16 protein-coding genes are annotated in these 18,245 nt (G+C 39.4%); 8 read left to right on the top strand and 8 right to left on the bottom strand.

Annotated elements, in window-relative coordinates:
- Positions 1-4: 4 nt before the first annotated feature.
- The 7 genes from rplA (at position 5) to NNJ85_RS00145 (ending at position 12,632) form a co-directional block, all read left to right on the top strand.
- The gene (gene rplA / locus NNJ85_RS00175) at positions 5-709 is read left to right on the top strand and encodes a 50S ribosomal protein L1 (protein WP_254472640.1); all 705 of its coding nucleotides are present in this window, start codon (positions 5-7) and stop codon (positions 707-709) included.
- A gap of 354 nt (positions 710-1,063) precedes the next feature.
- On the top strand, positions 1,064-1,582 hold the full coding sequence (gene rplJ / locus NNJ85_RS00170; RefSeq protein WP_005773659.1) for a 50S ribosomal protein L10: 519 nt from the start codon (positions 1,064-1,066) through the stop codon (positions 1,580-1,582).
- A 99-nt stretch (positions 1,583-1,681) separates the two neighbouring features.
- The gene (gene rplL / locus NNJ85_RS00165; RefSeq protein ID WP_005773658.1) at positions 1,682-2,053 is read left to right on the top strand and encodes a 50S ribosomal protein L7/L12; all 372 of its coding nucleotides are present in this window, start codon (positions 1,682-1,684) and stop codon (positions 2,051-2,053) included.
- Between the two features lie 289 nt (positions 2,054-2,342).
- Positions 2,343-6,494: a DNA-directed RNA polymerase subunit beta gene (gene rpoB / locus NNJ85_RS00160; protein ID WP_254472639.1), complete on the top strand. Its 4,152-nt coding sequence runs from the start codon at positions 2,343-2,345 to the stop codon at positions 6,492-6,494.
- A gap of 169 nt (positions 6,495-6,663) precedes the next feature.
- Positions 6,664-10,875, top strand: a complete 4,212-nt coding sequence (rpoC, locus tag NNJ85_RS00155; protein ID WP_254472637.1) for a DNA-directed RNA polymerase subunit beta' — start codon at positions 6,664-6,666, stop codon at positions 10,873-10,875.
- A 467-nt stretch (positions 10,876-11,342) separates the two neighbouring features.
- A complete protein-coding gene (locus tag NNJ85_RS00150; RefSeq protein ID WP_254472635.1) occupies positions 11,343-11,729 on the top strand; it encodes a MerR family DNA-binding transcriptional regulator in 387 nt (128 codons plus the stop codon).
- Positions 11,730-11,942: 213 nt separating this feature from the next.
- Entirely contained in the window at positions 11,943-12,632 is a 690-nt protein-coding gene (locus NNJ85_RS00145) for a nitroreductase (RefSeq protein ID WP_254472633.1), read from the top strand.
- A 188-nt stretch (positions 12,633-12,820) separates the two neighbouring features.
- Here NNJ85_RS00145 and NNJ85_RS00140 read toward each other — a convergent pair whose 3' ends face one another.
- The 8 genes from NNJ85_RS00140 to NNJ85_RS00105 form a co-directional block, all read right to left on the bottom strand.
- The gene (locus NNJ85_RS00140; protein ID WP_254472631.1) at positions 12,821-13,858 is read right to left on the bottom strand and encodes a tyrosine-type recombinase/integrase; all 1,038 of its coding nucleotides are present in this window, start codon (positions 13,856-13,858) and stop codon (positions 12,821-12,823) included.
- Positions 13,859-13,864: 6 nt separating this feature from the next.
- On the bottom strand, positions 13,865-14,083 hold the full coding sequence (locus tag NNJ85_RS00135) for a hypothetical protein (protein ID WP_254472629.1): 219 nt from the start codon (positions 14,081-14,083) through the stop codon (positions 13,865-13,867).
- 118 nt (positions 14,084-14,201) lie between these two features.
- On the bottom strand, positions 14,202-14,825 hold the full coding sequence (locus NNJ85_RS00130; RefSeq protein ID WP_254472627.1) for a lambda exonuclease family protein: 624 nt from the start codon (positions 14,823-14,825) through the stop codon (positions 14,202-14,204).
- A gap of 1 nt (position 14,826) precedes the next feature.
- Positions 14,827-15,651, bottom strand: coding sequence for a RecT family recombinase (locus tag NNJ85_RS00125; protein WP_254472625.1), 825 nt, complete (start codon positions 15,649-15,651; stop codon positions 14,827-14,829).
- Between the two features lie 121 nt (positions 15,652-15,772).
- Positions 15,773-16,195, bottom strand: a complete 423-nt coding sequence (locus NNJ85_RS00120; protein WP_254472623.1) for a hypothetical protein — start codon at positions 16,193-16,195, stop codon at positions 15,773-15,775.
- A 14-nt stretch (positions 16,196-16,209) separates the two neighbouring features.
- Positions 16,210-16,752: a hypothetical protein gene (locus NNJ85_RS00115; RefSeq protein WP_254472621.1), complete on the bottom strand. Its 543-nt coding sequence runs from the start codon at positions 16,750-16,752 to the stop codon at positions 16,210-16,212.
- Between the two features lie 92 nt (positions 16,753-16,844).
- Entirely contained in the window at positions 16,845-17,249 is a 405-nt protein-coding gene (locus tag NNJ85_RS00110; protein ID WP_254472619.1) for a hypothetical protein, read from the bottom strand.
- Between the two features lie 237 nt (positions 17,250-17,486).
- On the bottom strand, positions 17,487-17,807 hold the full coding sequence (locus NNJ85_RS00105) for a helix-turn-helix domain-containing protein (RefSeq protein WP_254472617.1): 321 nt from the start codon (positions 17,805-17,807) through the stop codon (positions 17,487-17,489).
- 102 nt (positions 17,808-17,909) lie between these two features.
- On the opposite strand from NNJ85_RS00105, the gene NNJ85_RS00100 reads away from it, so the two are divergent.
- Positions 17,910-18,239, top strand: coding sequence for a hypothetical protein (locus NNJ85_RS00100; RefSeq protein ID WP_254473848.1), 330 nt, complete (start codon positions 17,910-17,912; stop codon positions 18,237-18,239).
- Positions 18,240-18,245 lie beyond the last annotated feature (6 nt).

The raw sequence follows: 18,245 nt of genomic DNA, 5'->3' as shown, positions 1-18,245 counted from the left end.
TATTATGGCAAAAGTAGCAAAGAGAATAAAAAATATCCGAAAAGATATTGATTTTAATGAACTTTACGCTTTAAAAGATGCCGTTTTAATGGTTAAGGAGCGTGCCGTAGCTAAGTTTGATGAAACAATTGAAATTTCAATGAACTTGGGTGTTGATCCTCGTCATGCTGATCAGATGGTTCGAGGTGTTGCTCATTTACCGAATGGCACGGGAAGAAATATTCGTGTTGCCGTTTTTGCTCGTGGAGATAAGGCTGAGGAAGCTAAGGCAGCAGGAGCGGATGTTGTGGGGGCTGAAGATTTGTTTGAAAGCATTAATAGGGGGGTGATTGACTTTGATCGTTGCATTGCAACACCAGACATGATGCCTCTTGTTGGTCGTCTTGGTAAGATTCTTGGTCCACGCAGTTTGATGCCAAATCCAAAAGTTGGGACTGTAACACTTGATGTTGCTGGTGCTGTCAAGGCTTCTAAAGGTGGTGCTGTCGAGTTTCGTGTTGAAAAAGCAGGGATTGTGCATGCTGGTATTGGGAAGGCTTCTTTTGGTGTTGAAAAAATCATAGAAAATATTAAAGCCTTTGCGAGTGCAGTTATTAAAGCAAAACCGCAAAGTGCAAAAGGTGAGTATATTAAGCGCGTTGCTGTTTCTTCAACGATGGGGGTTGGTGTTAAAGTTGATCCAGCAACGGTTCGTTCAGAGTCAGTATAAGCTGATTGATAATTTTTTGAGGTAAGTGACGATTAAAATTATATTTTAAATGCCGGTTTTGCCCGGCATTTAGCCATCTAAGCTTTATAGGGCTTAGGTTATGCCGGGAGAAATTCCGGAATATCCTGTCCGAGATTGTAGGTGATGTTTTAAGCATCTTAATCAAAAAAACCTGCATGAGACTGGGGTAAAAAACTGAGAGTTAAAGACTTAAAGGGTTTGAGCCAGGGTTGCCTTTGAACGCTGTGCGTGAAAAAGGGGACAGGATCCTCATCGGTGACATGAAGTGTTTTATGTTATCAAAGGTAACCAACAGGTTTGTTTAAAAATAAATCTGTTAAATGGAGAGAGACAGTGAATAGAGCGGAAAAACGCGAATTTGTTACATGGCTTAACGAGGCTTTTCAAAAGTCTGGTTCTGTTGTTGTTGCACATTATTCCGGTCTGACAGTTTCACAGATGAACGATTTGCGTTCGAAAATGGGTGAAGCTGGCGGTGCCGTTAAAGTCGCCAAAAACCGTCTTGCTAAAATCGCTCTTCAGGGCACGGAATCTGAATCGATAATGGGTTTGTTTACAGGACAAACACTTATTGCTTATTCAGAAGATCCAATCACAGCACCGAAGGTTGCTGTTGATTTTGCAAAAAGCAATGACAAATTTGTCATCCTTGGCGGTTCAATGGGGGCAACAAGTTTAACTGTAGATGCTGTGAAGTCATTGGCTTCGTTGCCTTCATTAAACGAGTTGCGGGCAAAACTTGTAGGTATGATTTCTACTCCTGCAACCCGTATTGCACAGGTTGTTAATGCACCTGGTGGTCAGGTTGCACGTGTCATTGGCGCATATGCTCAGGAGGATAAGGCGGCTTAAGGCTGTTTATTCACGTTGATGGAAGAGCTTTCATGCTTTTCTGTTTTTTTGAATAAGTTTTAATAATGGTTCAAATCTTTTAATTAAAGGAATTTAAAAATGGCTGATCTAGCGAAGATCGTAGAAGACCTTTCTAATCTAACTCTTTTGGAAGCTGCTGAGCTTTCTAAGTTACTTGAAGAAAAGTGGGGTGTTTCGGCTGCTGCTCCTGTAGCTGTCGCTGCTGTTGCTGGTGGTGCTGCTCCAGCTGCTGAAGAAAAAACAGAATTTGATGTTATTCTTGTTGAAGGTGGCGCGCAAAAAATTAATGTTATTAAAGAAGTTCGTGCTCTTACTGGACTTGGTCTTAAAGAAGCGAAAGATCTGGTTGAAGGAGCCCCTAAGCCTATTAAAGAAGGGGCTTCTAAAGAAGAAGCAGAGAAAATTAAATCTCAACTTGAAGCTGCTGGTGCTAAAGTTGAACTTAAATAAATTTAATTTTATCGGCGGACATTTATGTTCGCCGATTTTCTTTCTCTAAAAAGAGGAAAAGTAATGAGTAAAAAAACCTTTTACCAACGGTTTAATCGCAATAGTGTGGGTATAGGGTTGAGCTACTCATCTCTCATCATAGAGACAAGTTAAAGAAAGGCTTGTGTTGGTGAGGAAAGTTAATGATGCTCGTTATTGGGTGTCAGGTGAACTGGTCTGCATATGCAGGTTAATGATATAAAACTTTCAAGGTTGGTCTACCTTGAAGAGTAAGGATCAAGGAGCGACGATGGCTCAGACTCACTCAATGATGTCTCAATTCAATGGTCGTAAGCGGGTACGCAAATTTTTTGGTAAGATTCCTGAAGTAGCAGAGATGCCGAATCTTATTGAGGTTCAAAAAGCGTCATATGATCAGTTTCTCATGGTTGAGGAACCGAAAGGTGGACGACCAGATGAAGGTTTGCAAGCTGTTTTTAAATCGGTATTTCCTATTTCCGATTTTTCCGGTACAGCTATGCTTGAGTTTGTTGGTTATGAATTTGATTTACCGAAATTTGATGTTGAAGAATGTCGTCAACGTGATTTAACTTATGCAGCCCCATTGAAGGTGATATTGCGTTTGATTGTTTTTGATGTTGATGAGGATACTGGCTCCAAAGATATCAAAGACATTAAAGAGCAGGGCGTTTATATGGGCGATATGCCTTTAATGACAACCAACGGTACCTTTATTGTTAATGGTACGGAGCGTGTTATTGTTTCTCAGATGCATCGTTCTCCTGGTGTCTTTTTTGACCATGATAAGGGCAAGTCTCATTCATCAGGAAAGCTTCTTTTTGCTGCTCGTGTTATTCCCTACCGTGGCTCTTGGCTGGATATTGAGTTTGATGCTAAGGACATTATTTATGCGCGTATTGATCGGCGGCGCAAGATTCCTGTTACCAGTCTGTTAATGGCATTAGGTATGGATGGCTCAGATATTTTGTCGACGTTTTATGATAAAGTAACTTATGAGCGTGATGGAGAGGGGTGGCGTGTTCCTTATTCTGTTGATCGCTTTAAAGGAATGAAGCTCATTTCTGACCTTATAGATGCAGAGAGTGGTGAAGTTGTTGCGGAAGCTGGTAAAAAACTGACAGTTCGTACTGCGAAGTCTTTGGCAGAAAAGGGCCTCAAAGCGGTTAAAGTTAGTGAAGATGATTTATTAGGGTGTTATCTTGCTGAAGATATCGTCAATTACGAAACAGGTGAGATTTACCTTGAAGCGGGCGACGAAATTGACGAAAAAGTATTGAAAATTTTGCTTGATGTTAGTGCTGATCAAATCAATATTCTTGATATTGATCACATGAATATTGGCGCTTATATCCGCAATACTTTAAAAGTGGATAAGAATGAAAGTCGACAGGATGCATTGTTTGATATTTACCGAGTAATGCGTCCAGGTGAGCCTCCCACAATCGATACAGCAGAAGCAATGTTTCATTCATTGTTTTTTGATCCAGAGCGTTATGATCTTTCAGCTGTTGGACGTGTTAAGATGAATTTGCGTATGGATCTTGATTGTCCAGATACCGTTCGCGTTTTGCGTCAAGAAGATATTCTTGCTGTTGTTAAGATGTTGGTTGAATTACGTGATGGTCGTGGTGAAATTGATGATATTGATAATCTTGGCAATCGTCGTGTTCGTTCCGTTGGGGAGTTGATGGAAAATCAATATCGCATTGGTCTCCTTCGTATGGAGCGCGCGATAAAAGAACGTATGTCATCGGTTGAAATTGATACAGTGATGCCGCAGGATTTAATCAATGCAAAACCTGCAGCAGCAGCCGTTCGTGAATTTTTTGGATCTTCACAATTGTCGCAATTTATGGATCAAACCAATCCATTGTCGGAAATCACCCATAAGCGCCGTCTTTCTGCTCTTGGTCCAGGGGGATTGACTCGTGAGCGTGCGGGTTTTGAAGTTCGTGACGTCCATCCTACGCATTATGGTCGTATTTGTCCGATTGAAACACCAGAAGGCCCCAATATTGGTCTGATTAATTCCTTAGCAACATTTGCTCGGGTTAACAAATATGGCTTTATTGAAAGTCCATATCGTAAAATTATTGACGGTAAAGTCACCAAAGAAGTTATTTATCTTTCAGCGATGGAAGAAGCAAAGCATTATGTTGCTCAAGCGAATTCTTCATTAGATAGTGAAGGTCGTTTTATAGAAGAGTTTGTTGTTTGCCGTCATGCGGGTGAAGTTTTAATGGCGCCGCGCGATCATGTTGATTTAATGGATGTTTCACCAAAACAGTTGGTTTCAGTTGCTGCCGCACTTATTCCGTTTTTGGAAAATGATGATGCGAATCGTGCATTAATGGGGTCGAACATGCAGCGTCAAGCCGTTCCTCTTGTGCGCGCTGAAGCGCCATTTGTTGGTACGGGAATGGAATCCATTGTTGCGCGCGATTCAGGAGCTGCGGTGAGCGCAAAACGGAGTGGTATTGTTGATCAAGTCGATGCGACCCGTATTGTTATTCGTGCAACAGAAGATTTAGATCCTTCAAAATCAGGCGTTGATATTTATCGCTTACAAAAGTTTCAGCGTTCTAATCAGTCCACTTGTATTAATCAGCGCCCTCTTGTGCATGTCGGTGATCGGGTAGAAAAGGGTGATATCATTGCAGATGGTCCATCCACGGATCTGGGTGATTTGGCTCTTGGGCGGAATGTTCTTGTCGCCTTTATGCCTTGGAATGGATACAACTATGAAGATTCCATTTTGTTATCTGAGCGCATTGTTGCGGATGATGTGTTTACTTCAATTCATATTGAAGAATTTGAAGTTGCAGCACGTGATACAAAACTTGGGCCTGAGGAAATTACCCGCGATATTCCCAACGTTGCGGAAGAAGCCTTAAGAAATCTTGACGAAGCTGGCATTATTTATATTGGTGCTGAAGTTCAACCGGGTGATATTTTGGTTGGAAAGATTACACCAAAGGGTGAAAGTCCCATGACGCCAGAAGAAAAGCTTCTGCGTGCAATTTTTGGTGAAAAGGCTTCAGATGTTCGCGACACTTCTATGCGTATGCCTCCTGGGACGTTTGGTACTGTTGTTGAGGTTCGCGTTTTTAATCGCCATGGAGTGGAAAAAGATGAGCGTGCTATGGCCATTGAACGTGAAGAAATTGAGCGTTTAGCAAAAGACCGTGATGATGAACAATCGATTCTTGATCGTAATGTTTATGCGCGCCTTACCGATATGTTGACAGGTAAAGTCGCTGTAGAAGGTCCGAAAGGCTTTTCGGAGAGCAAAAAGCTTGATAGTACGGTAATGGGGCGTTATCCACGCTCGCAGTGGTGGCAATTTGCAGTTGAGGATGAAAAGCTTCAAAATGAAATTGAAGCTTTGCGTAAGCAATATGATGAATCAAAAGAAGCATTACAACGTCGCTTTATGGATAAAGTTGAAAAGGTCCAAAGAGGTGATGAAATGCCTCCTGGTGTCATGAAAATGGTAAAGGTTTTTGTGGCTGTGAAGCGCAAAATCCAACCAGGCGATAAGATGGCGGGACGTCACGGGAATAAGGGGGTTGTTTCACGTATTCTTCCTGTAGAGGATATGCCATTTCTTGAAGATGGAACGCATGCTGATATCGTCTTAAATCCTCTTGGTGTGCCTAGTCGTATGAATGTTGGGCAAATTCTTGAGACACACCTTGGTTGGGCATGTGCGGGGATGGGCAAAAAGATTGGTGATTTATTAGAATTATATCAAGAGACAGGGGATATACTTCCTTTACGTCAACGTATTGAAAATCTTATGCCTGATGATAATCATAATGAACCTGTGCGTCAGTATGATAACGAAAGTCTTTACAAATTGGCACTTCAGATGAAGAAAGGGGTTTCAATTGCAACGCCTGTTTTTGATGGAGCTCATGAGTCTGATATCAACACGATGCTGGAAGATGCAGGATTGGATAGTTCAGGGCAGGTTACGCTTTATGATGGTCGTACGGGAGAGCCTTTTGATCGTCCAGTAACGGTGGGGTATATTTACATGTTGAAATTACATCACCTTGTTGATGATAAGATTCATGCACGTTCTATTGGTCCCTACTCACTTGTTACGCAGCAACCATTAGGAGGTAAGGCACAGTTTGGTGGTCAACGTTTTGGTGAAATGGAGGTTTGGGCTCTTGAAGCTTATGGTGCTGCATATACTTTGCAGGAGATGTTGACAGTGAAATCGGATGACGTCGCTGGTCGGACGAAAGTCTATGAAGCGATTGTGCGTGGTGATGATACATTTGAAGCCGGTATCCCTGAGAGCTTTAATGTGTTGGTGAAAGAAATGCGTTCACTTGCTCTCAATGTAGAACTTGATGATGCGCGTGAACTTATTGCACAGCGTGTGTTATCTGATACGGCAGAACAATAATCCAAGGAGCGCACGAGAAAAAGGTTGCGCTCTGATTACTTTAAGAGGCTCAATAACCTTATTTAAGGTCTACAGATCATTTTTGAAAGTAAATGTGTTTTAAAGAAGATCTGTTACAAAATGAATGAGATATTACAACAGGTTCTAAGAATCTTTGAAGGAGAACAGCATGAACCACGAGGTCATGAATCTTTTCAATCCTCAAGCGCCAGCGCAAACATTTGACTCTATTCGTATTTCGATTGCGAGTCCTGAGAAAATTTTGTCTTGGTCGTATGGTGAGATTAAGAAGCCTGAGACTATTAATTATCGGACTTTTAAACCAGAGCGTGATGGTCTTTTTTGTGCACGTATATTTGGCCCGATTAAAGACTATGAATGTCTATGCGGTAAATATAAACGCATGAAATATAAGGGGATTCTTTGTGAAAAATGTGGTGTGGAAGTTACTCTTTCGCGCGTACGTCGTGAACGTATGGGGCACATTGAGCTGGCAGCGCCTGTTGCGCATATATGGTTCCTTAAATCATTACCAGGCCGTATTTCTACACTTTTAGATTTGACTTTAAAAGATATTGAGCGTGTTCTTTATTTCGAGAATTATATTGTAACCGAACCAGGGTTGACCTCTCTTAAGCTCCACCAGCTTCTTTCTGAAGAAGAATATATGCTGGCGATTGATGAGTTTGGAGAAGATCAGTTTACAGCGATGATTGGCGCTGAAGCTATTTACGAGCTTTTAGCGAGTATGGAACTTGACAAAATCGCCAATGATTTGCGTCTCGAATTAGCTGAAACAACTTCAGAGTTAAAACAGAAAAAATTGATTAAACGACTTAAAATCGTTGAAAATTTTCTTGAATCTGGAAATAAGCCAGAATGGATGATTATGAAAACAATTCCGGTTATTCCACCGGATTTACGTCCATTGGTTCCGCTTGATGGTGGACGTTTTGCGACATCAGATCTCAATGATCTTTATCGTCGTGTTATCAATCGTAATAACCGTTTGAAACGGCTGATTGAATTGCGTGCTCCTGGAATTATTGTGCGTAATGAAAAGCGTATGGTGCAAGAAGCTGTTGACGCATTGTTTGATAACGGACGGCGTGGGCGTGTGATTACAGGAGCCAATAAACGTCCATTAAAATCTCTTTCAGATATGTTAAAGGGTAAGCAAGGCCGTTTCCGTCAAAATCTACTTGGAAAGCGTGTTGATTACTCGGGTCGTTCTGTTATCGTGACAGGTCCTGAATTAAAGTTACATCAATGTGGTCTTCCTAAAAAAATGGCCCTTGAATTATTTAAGCCCTTTATTTATGCGCGCCTTGATGCGAAAGGATATTCTTCGACTGTAAAACAAGCAAAAAAGCTTGTTGAGAAAGAGCATCCAGAAGTTTGGGATATTTTAGATGAGGTTATTCGTGAACATCCTGTTTTGCTCAATCGTGCGCCAACATTGCACCGTTTGGGGATTCAGGCTTTTGAACCTATCTTAATTGAAGGGAAGGCTATCCAACTTCATCCATTGGTATGTACCGCTTTTAATGCGGATTTTGATGGAGATCAGATGGCGGTTCACGTTCCACTTTCTCTCGAAGCACAGCTTGAAGCTCGTGTTTTGATGATGTCGACCAATAATATTCTTCATCCAGCGAATGGTGCCCCTATTATTGTTCCATCACAGGATATGGTTCTTGGTCTTTATTATCTCTCGATTATTTCTGAAAAAGAACCCGGTGAAGGAATGGCTTTTTCTGATATTGGTGAGCTTCATTATGCCTTGGAAAATAAGGTCGTAACGCTTCATACGAAGATTAAAGGCCGTGTTAAGAATATTGGCAAGGATGGAAAAGAGGTTGCTAAACTTTATGATACGACACCTGGTCGTTTGATTATCGGTGAGCTTTTGCCCAAAAATTCGAGTATCTCATTTGATATTGTCAATCAAGAAATGACAAAAAAGAATATTTCTAAAATGATTGATCACGTTTATCGCCACTGTGGACAAAAAGAGACGGTTATTTTTTGTGACCGTATTATGCAGCTTGGTTTTTCTTATGCTTGTCGTGCAGGAATTTCATTTGGGAAGGATGATATGGTTATTCCTGATAGCAAGTCACGTTTGGTCGCAGAAACAGAAGCTTTGGCGAAGGAATACGAACAGCAATATAATGATGGTTTGATTACACAGGGTGAAAAATACAATAAGGTTGTCGATGCTTGGGGTAAGTGTACAGACCGTGTTGCGGATGAAATGATGAAACGAATTCAAGCCGTCGATTTTGATCCTAAAACAGGTCGTCAACGGCCCATGAATTCAATCTATATGATGTCGCACTCTGGTGCTCGTGGTTCAGCTAACCAGATGAGACAATTGGCTGGTATGCGTGGATTAATGGCAAAACCATCGGGTGAAATTATTGAAACCCCCATTATTTCAAATTTTAAGGAAGGTCTAACTGTTAACGAATACTTTAACTCTACCCATGGTGCGCGTAAAGGTCTTGCGGATACTGCGTTAAAAACGGCAAACTCTGGTTATCTCACACGGCGTCTTGTTGATGTGGCACAGGATGCTATTATTTCAGCTGTTGATTGTGGTACTGCAAAAGGGCTTACGATGCAGCCAATTGTTGATGCAGGACAAATTGTTGCCTCTCTTGGGCAACGAATTCTTGGTCGTACAGCCCTTGTTGATATTTTACATCCTGTCTCTGGAGAGGTTATTCTTGAAGGTGGAGCGATGATTGAGGAGGCTGATGTTGCGAAGATTGAAGAAGCCGGAATTCAATCTGTTCAAATTCGTTCTGCTTTAACATGTGAAACACGTCTTGGTGTTTGTGCAAAATGCTATGGTCGTGATTTGGCACGTGGAACACCGGTTAATCAGGGAGAAGCCGTTGGTGTTATTGCTGCTCAATCCATTGGTGAGCCGGGAACGCAGCTTACTATGCGTACTTTCCACTTAGGAGGAACTGCACAAGTTGTTGATTCATCGTATTTAGAGGCATCTTATGAAGGTACGGTGGAGATTCGTAATCGTAATGTGGTTCGTAACTCTGAAGGTCATTTGGTTGTTATGGGGCGTAATATGGCTATCCTTATCAAGGATGAGTTAGGAAAAGAACGCGTTGTGCATCGTGTTAGCTATGGTGCGCATATTTTTGTTGATGATGGTGATGTGGTTAAACGTGGCCAGCGTATAGCAGAATGGGATCCTTATACACGTCCAGTTTTAACGGAAGTTGAGGGTTATGTGGGTTTTGAGGATATGGTTGATGGTTTATCAGTCACTGAAACAGCTGATGAATCTACAGGGATTACAAAACGTTTGGTGATTGATTGGCGTGCTAATCCACGTGGTGCGGAGCTCAAACCAGCCATTATTATCCACGCAGATAAAGAAGGTAAGTCCATTGCTAAATTGTATAAGGGAGGTGAAGCCCGTTATATGATGTCAGTGGAAACTATTCTTTCTGTTGAGCTTGGTGCTCATGTTAAAGCTGGTGATGTTATTGCTCGTTTGCCAATGGAAAGTGCTAAGACGAAAGATATTACAGGGGGGCTACCAAGGGTGGCAGAACTTTTTGAAGCGCGTCGTCCAAAGGATCATGCAATTATTGCTGAAATCAGTGGTACAATTCGCTTTGGTCGTGGTTATAAGAATAAACGCCGTATTATTATTGAGCCAAATGATGAAACTCTTGAGCCAGTAGAATATTTGATTCCAAAAGGTAAGTTATTTCACTTCCAAGAAGGCGATCAAATTGAGAAGGGTGATTATATCCTTGATGGTAATCCAGCCCCTCATGATATCTTAGCGATTAAGGGTGTTGAAGCTTTGGCATCTTACCTTGTTAATGAGATTCAGGAAGTTTATCGTTTGCAGGGGGTTCTTATCAATGACAAGCATATTGAAGTGATTGTTCGTCAAATGTTGCAAAAGGTTGAAATTACTGAATCTGGAGATTCTGGTTATATTCCAGGTGATAATGTTGATCGTATTGAACTTGATGAAATCAATGACAATTTGATTGCAGAAGGAAAGAAGCCTGCATCTGGTAATCCCATTCTTCTTGGAATTACAAAAGCTTCTCTTCAAACGCCTTCTTTCATTTCGGCGGCATCGTTTCAGGAAACAACACGTGTTCTGACCGAAGCGGCGGTTTCTGGCAAAATTGATACGTTGCAAGGACTTAAAGAGAACGTTATTGTCGGTCGTCTTATTCCTGCTGGTACAGGTGGCACGATTTCTCAAATCCGTCGTATTGCTGCAGTTCGTGATGATTTGATTGTAGATGAGCAGCGTAAGTCTAGTAATAACGAAGTGGCTAAGGCTATGTTGACAAATATGACAGCCGAAACCGTTTCTGAATAATTTAAAGACAACGTCACATAATAAAAAAACGTCTGAATAGAAAATTCAGACGTTTTTTTATCTCGAAATGTAGAAGCTGCATATTTCCCAGAATAATCATAAAGAATTATAAGCCGATAGTCATTTATTATTTTGTAATGATGCTTATCTTTTTTTGTTGCTTCATTTTAAAGTTTTCTTATTTCTGAAGGCAGTATAGAAAATTCTTTTCAGGATATGTAAAGCCTAAAAGCCATATTTCAAGAAAAAGAGAGGATTATCTATAAGTGAAATAACGATTAATTTTGAATTTTAAGAAAATTTTTTGATTGATATTTTCTGCAAAGATTTAAAAAGTCTTATGATGAGAATGCATGTCTTTATATTTTAGAATATGGGAAAGTAGAGGATAGAGTGCTTACTAAAGTTTTATAAAAAAACAGGCATATTTCTTATAACAATGTGGTCTATGAAGACAGAATGATAAAATGTACGAATATTATTCAATTAGAGAATTGACACGTGAGTTTTCAATAACAGCTCGGACTTTGCGTTATTATGAAGAAGAAGGGCTTCTTATCCCTTTACGGCGTGGAAGTACGCGGCTTTATACACAAACGGACCGTCATAAGTTAAAACAAATACTACGTGCTAAAAGAGTTAAATTTTCATTGTCTGAAATATCTGAGATGTTATCTATGGTTGGAGATCCACCTGATGATGAGAAAAAGCTTAAGAAGTTAATTGCAGGAATTCATAAAAAGCGAGCTGATTTAAAGAAGATGCAGCATGATATTGATGATCTTCTACAGGATTTAGAACGAATTGAGGAGAATTTTTTTGAGAACTTAGCAGAGTTGGGGGTTAATCGTTAATTATGAAATTTATTTCATCTATTTTTGGAAAATTTTCTTTCTATTAAAAGAGATAGGTTGTGTTATCCTAATAGGTAGATGGTCTTTAACACTGCGTGAAATGTGTAAGTCATTTGAAAAAATAGAGCGTGCGCAAAAAGCAGCAAAGTTATTTTCGCAATATATTGTCCTTAATAAGCAAAAAATATTTTTCAATTAAAGAAAGTAAAGACAATGGCAGTTTCTCCCATGAGTATTTTTCAATCTATTTTATCGCGAAAGTCAATTCGCGCTTTTACTGACCAGCCCGTTAGTTTGGAAACAATCAAAGAAATTTTAAAACTTGCAGCACGTGCACCATCTGGAACAAATATTCAGCCATGGCAAGTGATTGTGCTTACGGAAAGTGTATTACATAAAGTAGGGCAAGAGCTTTCACAACTTGTGCTTTCAGGTGTAAAAGGAGAACGTGAATATCATTATTATCCACGTCAATGGCGTGAGCCTTATCTTTCAAGGCGTCGAAAAGTTGGTTTGGATCTTTATCAGAGTCTTGGAATTCAAAAAGGTGATGAAGAAAAAATGCTTCATCAAAAGGCGCGTAATTTTTTATTTTTCGATGCGCCTGTAGGATTTTTGTTTACAATGGATCACGACATGGAAATGGGGAGTTGGCTTGATTTGGGTATGTTTATGCAGACTATTATGTTAGCAGCACGTGGATTTGGATTGGATACTTGCCCTCAAGCGGCTTTTGCTGACTATCACAAACAGATTCGTACACTTTTATCGATTCCTTCTGATCGCCATATTATCTGTGGTATGGCACTTGGTTATCGCGATATGAATGCTCCAGAAAATAACTTTGAGACAGAACGAGAACCATTAGAAAACTTTGTACGTTTCATTGAAGCATATCCATAAAATATTTTGTGTAATTAAGCATACGTTTTGAATGACTTGCTGCATTATAAGAAATAGCTCTGGTAGAAATCTCACATTCTGATTGAATTCTAGTCTTTGCTTAATAAAAAACATAAAAATCAATGAATTATTATATAAATAAGGGAATAGGTGAATCTTGATTCTATTACGTTTTTTTTCCTCTATCCCTAACTTTTTTGGAGCTTTTTTATAGCTTCAAGAGCTAATCTTTTACGATCTGCGCTCTTTGTGTAAAGAGATGCCATAGCATCATTTGTCCAGCCAAAGAGTGCTTTCAGTTGTGATACTGTTGCCCCAGAATTAGCTGCGCGTGTTGCTGCTAATTTTCTTAAACCATGGGCTGATTTTTTAATGCCTGCTGTATAACAAGCCTCTCTAAATGCATCGCCAAAACTTTCTTTGACGAGTTTTTTATTAGTTTTACTACAGATGAATGTTTCATCACCAATAGGACCAATTTTAAGGGTTTCGGCTAATTCAGGCAAAATCGGAAGAAAAACATCTGTTTGAAATTTGCTTTTTTCTGTTTTGAGATGAATAATATTATCTTTTACATCTTTCCAACCAATGCGAACGGCATCACCACGACGCAAACCCGTATATAAAAGAACATCAATCCAGACACGTTCATGGGTACCATGATGCCATTTTTGATAATACTTTTCGACATCTTCTTCTGTCCAAACAGCAAACCCATCTTTGTTGTTAAGGACTGGTCTTTTAATGCCTAAAGCTGGATTATTTTCTAAAAGATCTTGGTCAATCGCCCAATTAAAAAGTCCATTAAGGGCTTTCAGAAAGCTTATAGCCATTGCTGGCGTTTCTTTACGTCGTTCAACACCGGCTATGATATGTTTCTTTTCAATTGCTTGGTATGGAACGTTGCCTATTGTATCGCACACCTTCATAAGAATGTATTCTTTTTGTTTCTTTGTCGTATTAGAGTAACTATGCCAATTAGAGCTGTTTAAATACTGCTTAAGCAGCCATGCAAACGAACCTTCAGTAAGTTTACCGGTTTTGGATTTAGGAAGTATAAGCCCTTGCAATTCGGCAAGTGCGCTTTTGTATTTATCAACAAACTCTTGTGTTCCATAGGTTCCGCGGATTCTAATGCGTTTTCCATGACCAATGCGTACATACCATATAATTCTACCATGACGTGTGACTTCTTTGACAAGATGAGGAGGGCGTGGTTTAGGCATGGTATTTTACATCTTAGAGAGCGCGGTTTCGTAATATTCATTGGTGGAGAAATCTAAAAGTTTGTCTGGGTGTGTTGTTGAGTTTGGTATTGGGATATCGGATTTAAGATAGATAAGCAGTTCACCGGTTGGCTTTATTTCTATGAGTTCACACCCTTGCTTTTTTGCTTCTCTTAAAGCGCGTGCAATAGCTGGTTGCGTTATGGTAGCAGGACGAGGCGCCATTCTTTTCTCCTTACATTTAAGATGCAATTCACTCGTATCGTGAATCACGAATTGATTGAAAATTGTTAGGAAAGGGCGGGGGGGCTAGGAGATATGCTAAAACAAAGCCCCCAAAAGTTCATGCGGCTTTTGTTGAGATTCTTTGTATCTCTCGTTCTATTTCTGCTAAAAAGCTTTCAACCGCTTGATTAATCTCTTCAATTTTCTTTTCATCACGGTGGATGCGTTTGATTTTCATACGAAAGAGAGATGAATCGCCCGTAAAACGTGGGTCATAACTGATAAAATCACACCATTTGCGCCCCGTACAAGCCATTTGAAACTGCATTTGTGCGAGATATTCAGGTTTGATTTCGTTATCGATAATGAAACGCATATGATTAGTTGATCTAGGGCATTTGATTTCGATTAACCCATCTTCATCAATCAGACCATCAGGGCTAGCCCCCGCCATTTTTATTGTGGGGTGTTGAATAAAGCCGCACCTTGTGACTTCAGTATCATAAATGAATGCATATTCTCTCAAGGCATCTTCTTCATGTTCAATTCCCCATCTCATATCTTCTGTTTCATAATAGGGGCTTGTTTGACCAGTCAGACGCTCTGTAATGAGTTTGATTTTGTAGTCTTCATATTTGCTTGTAGGAGTTCCCTTTGCTGTTTTACTAATAACGTTGTAAATATTTGAAGCGGTGACTTTACCTAAACGGGCTTGAAACCATTCTGCTGTTCTTTGTTCCATTTCACACCGCCCTTTGTTGTTCGTGAGAGGTTGTGGGTGTATATTCAATATCTTGGATATGAATATATTCGGCATCTTGTATAGAGGCGTCTGTTTGCTCTTGTTGTGGGAGAGATTGTAGAGCTCTTTCTCTTTGAATGTTTTGCTTTTTTTCCAACAGTCCCAAAACTTCTTGTGCTTTTTCACAAGACAGATCTGTTAGTTTTTCTACATTTGCGTAAGTGAGAAGATTATCTTCATTGGTTTCAGTCTCTTTAATTAACTCTTTGATTTGTTCAAGTATGTCATAAGAAACAAGTTGTCCTTGTGTGATGTTATTAATACGTGCTGCTTCGTCTTCTTCATAAATACCAGAAAATCCGAAAGCGTAGCGTGCACATTGTATAGTTGCTTTATGACGGAGCATGCGTGCTGGATATTTTTTCCAAGGGTCACTTTTTTCTTGTAGGCATTCGTTTAAATATTCGGTGACCTCGATAGGGTCTTTAATGCCTTTGAGACGAATAGCACATTTTATAGCAATGATCTTCCCATCTTTATCGAGTTGATCTTGAAAGGTCATACCATCAAAGTTAGGATTAGATTTTATGATCTTAATCCATCCATCAATAGAGACCACGGGTATAATGCCGCCACCTCTTTTAGGGAGAGCATAGATTTCTTTGGTTAGGGGATTAAGACCATAAGTGTTGGCAACGGAGATAAAAGCAGCAAATTCTTCATCAGAAGAGTTATAATTAATACATGTTTTGATAAGAGTTTTTCTAAATTCCTCATGAGAAAACCCATATTTGTTTGCCATAATAGCTAATGGTGAATCTGTCATTATTGTTTCCTTATTTTACGCGCAATTCCCCCGTGGCGTGAATCACGCATGTGTTAAAAGTTGTTTGGTTTGGTTGTTAGAAAGGATTGTAATCCTCTGTTGAAGGTTCGCGGTTATCGCCCTACGTAAAAAGAGGGTCCATTCTGGATATTTTTGTATTTCCAGTTATTTCGGCGTCACCAAAAATTCGTGCATTACCAAAAATCTTCGCATTCCCAAAGACTTCGGCACACTCAAAAACATGAGCAGCATCATAAATCCATGCGTTCCCGTAAACACGGGCATTGTCATAAATACGGGCATGACGACAAACATTGGCATCACCATAAACCTTGGCATCACCAAAAATCTGTGCTTGAGCACAAACATAGGCATTATCACCAACCCAACAGTTGCCTTCATGGCTTAAGTTGCTCTCTTTTTCTATAAAGCCCCCTAGATCACCTTTTTTTACATCTCCAAAGTCTCGCAATGCTTTAATTCTATAAAGTGTTTTAAAGCCAACTTCGATTATCTCATCAGTAAATTCGTATTTCTTTTCCATGATTACCCCCGACCTTAAACAGTGTCGTTACCGGATTCTTCTGTATTTTCGGTTACTTGTGCATTGCCATAAATACAGTGATTGCCAAAAACCCATGCACTACCAAACACATGGGCTTTGCCGTAAATCTTCATATTACCAGAAATCTTCGCTTTACCGAAAACCTGCGCATTGTCATAAACCTTGGCATTGCCAAAAATTTCGGCATTGCCATTAACCACGGCATTGCCAAAAACTTCAGTATTGCCAGAAACCGCGGCATCATCAGAAACTTGGGCGTATTCATAAACCTTGGCATCACCAAGAACCTTTGCCTTATCACAAACCTTGGCATCACCATAAACCTTGGCATCACCAAAAATCTGTGCATGACCACAAACCTTGGCATTATCACCAATCCAGCAATTGCCTTCATGACTTAAGTTATCTTCTTTTTCTATAAAGCCCCCTAGATCACCTTTTTTCACATCTCCAAAGTCTCGTAATGCTTTAATTCTATAAAGTGTTTTAAAGCCAACTTCGGTTGTTTCATCAGTAAGTTCGTATTTTTTTTCCATGATTTATTTCCTTTAAGTTAGAGTATTCCTTTGTCGTTCTTGAAAAGAACGGCATTGGTTTGTGTTGTAAATTTTTGAGAAAAGGGGTGCTTTTAGAAGCGTACTGTATAGCTTGGGTAGTTTGGAAGGACATCCCAAGGAGTTAAACGGTGCTGTTCTTCATAGGTACCGTACATTTCATCTTCATATTTTTCTTCTGCAATCTCTTCTAAAATTTCATTGTAGATATCACTTTCGCGTATAAAGTAATGAACTTCTCTCTCCTCATAGAGATGGTCGATATTTTTTTTTACATATGCTTCTGCAATCTGTTCAGAAATGTCTTCACAACTCTTTTCAGAAGGATTTATACGAAAGATTTGTATAACATCATCTACCCCATCAACAATGCTTAGAATTTGGCTTGCATCAAGCGGTCCAGACTCTGCAATGTTTTGATCATCATCGCAGGCAAGTAATAAAATTTCATTAGAATTTATAAGCACTGGTTTGTTCACAACTACCTCCATAGAGCCTATTGGCAACCGTTAATTTTTACGATATGGAGAAATTAATACGTTTTTCGTAATGATGTGTCAATAGATAAAATACGAAAAACGTATTTTTATTTTTATAAACCTATTCAAATTTGTTTATTATCATTAATGTTAATGAGGTGCTTATGATAGAAAATATAAGAGAAAAGCAGCTATGCATCATGCTAAATAAATTAACTGAATGTGAAAAAAAAGCTTTTATGAACTTCTTGCTGCGAGCAGAGATTTTAAAAGATCCTCGACAATCTTCTTTTCAGAATCATTCGCTTGTGAATATAAATAAAGAAAATCATCAGAATAAGGTCCAGAAATAGGTGAAGAATCCTTAAAAAACTCCATAATCTTCACTAATTCATCAGCCTTAATATCTCTCATTTCCCTATTTGTATTAAGATTAATCATATTAGATATAGCTGGTCTTCTTATACCAAGATGGGCGGCGAGCTTAGCTTGGCTCCCTCGTCCCATTTTATCAAGCTCTTTTCTTATCCAAATTTTTAGCTCTTTTTGCCTAATCATAATTAAGTTTATTCCTTATTTTTAAAGTTCTTACAATATAAAAAATATAATGATACGTTTTTCGTATTGACTAAATATTTTGGATATCGTATTTTTATCGCTATGATAAAAACATATACGAAAACCGCAAAACTCATAATTGAGTATTTAGGTGGACATAAAAAAGTTGCCAATATTGTTAATCGCAATGTTATTGTGGTTAGAAAATGGGCTTATCCTTTTGAAAAGCGAGAGGGTAAAGGCGGAATTATACCTGCTAAATACCAAGTTATGCTTTTAAATTACGCGCGTGAACATGGGATAGATTTACGTCCTGATGATTTTTTTTATCCCGAGCGCTTGCAGACATTAATGCAAGAGCAGCGCCCCCCAATTACGAAAATTTGCAAGAGCTGCGGTGTTGAGAACACCGGCGATACTTTGCAGCCTTAAGGAGAT

Source organism: Bartonella sp. B1098 (assembly GCF_944896145.1).
Taxonomy (GTDB): domain Bacteria; phylum Pseudomonadota; class Alphaproteobacteria; order Rhizobiales; family Rhizobiaceae; genus Bartonella.
The sequence above is the reverse complement of the archived record's forward strand: the minus strand, read 5'-3'. Positions and strand labels throughout refer to the sequence as shown.

Bases quoted from the DNA above. Each gene is read 5' to 3' on its own strand.
- rpoC (WP_254472637.1), top strand. From the start codon at position 6,664: ATGAACCACGAGGTCATGAATCTTTTCAATCCTCAAGCGCCAGCGCAA.
- NNJ85_RS00100 (WP_254473848.1), top strand. From the start codon at position 17,910: ATGATAAAAACATATACGAAAACCGCAAAACTCATAATTGAGTATTTA.
- rpoB (WP_254472639.1), top strand. From the start codon at position 2,343: ATGGCTCAGACTCACTCAATGATGTCTCAATTCAATGGTCGTAAGCGG.
- NNJ85_RS00115 (WP_254472621.1), bottom strand. From the start codon at position 16,752: ATGGAAAAAAAATACGAACTTACTGATGAAACAACCGAAGTTGGCTTT.
- NNJ85_RS00140 (WP_254472631.1), bottom strand. From the start codon at position 13,858: ATGCCTAAACCACGCCCTCCTCATCTTGTCAAAGAAGTCACACGTCAT.
- NNJ85_RS00105 (WP_254472617.1), bottom strand. From the start codon at position 17,807: ATGATTAGGCAAAAAGAGCTAAAAATTTGGATAAGAAAAGAGCTTGAT.
- NNJ85_RS00125 (WP_254472625.1), bottom strand. From the start codon at position 15,651: ATGACAGATTCACCATTAGCTATTATGGCAAACAAATATGGGTTTTCT.
- rplL (WP_005773658.1), top strand. From the start codon at position 1,682: ATGGCTGATCTAGCGAAGATCGTAGAAGACCTTTCTAATCTAACTCTT.
- NNJ85_RS00130 (WP_254472627.1), bottom strand. From the start codon at position 14,825: ATGGAACAAAGAACAGCAGAATGGTTTCAAGCCCGTTTAGGTAAAGTC.
- rplA (WP_254472640.1), top strand. From the start codon at position 5: ATGGCAAAAGTAGCAAAGAGAATAAAAAATATCCGAAAAGATATTGAT.
- NNJ85_RS00150 (WP_254472635.1), top strand. From the start codon at position 11,343: ATGTACGAATATTATTCAATTAGAGAATTGACACGTGAGTTTTCAATA.
- NNJ85_RS00145 (WP_254472633.1), top strand. From the start codon at position 11,943: ATGGCAGTTTCTCCCATGAGTATTTTTCAATCTATTTTATCGCGAAAG.
- NNJ85_RS00120 (WP_254472623.1), bottom strand. From the start codon at position 16,195: ATGGAAAAGAAATACGAATTTACTGATGAGATAATCGAAGTTGGCTTT.
- NNJ85_RS00135 (WP_254472629.1), bottom strand. From the start codon at position 14,083: ATGGCGCCTCGTCCTGCTACCATAACGCAACCAGCTATTGCACGCGCT.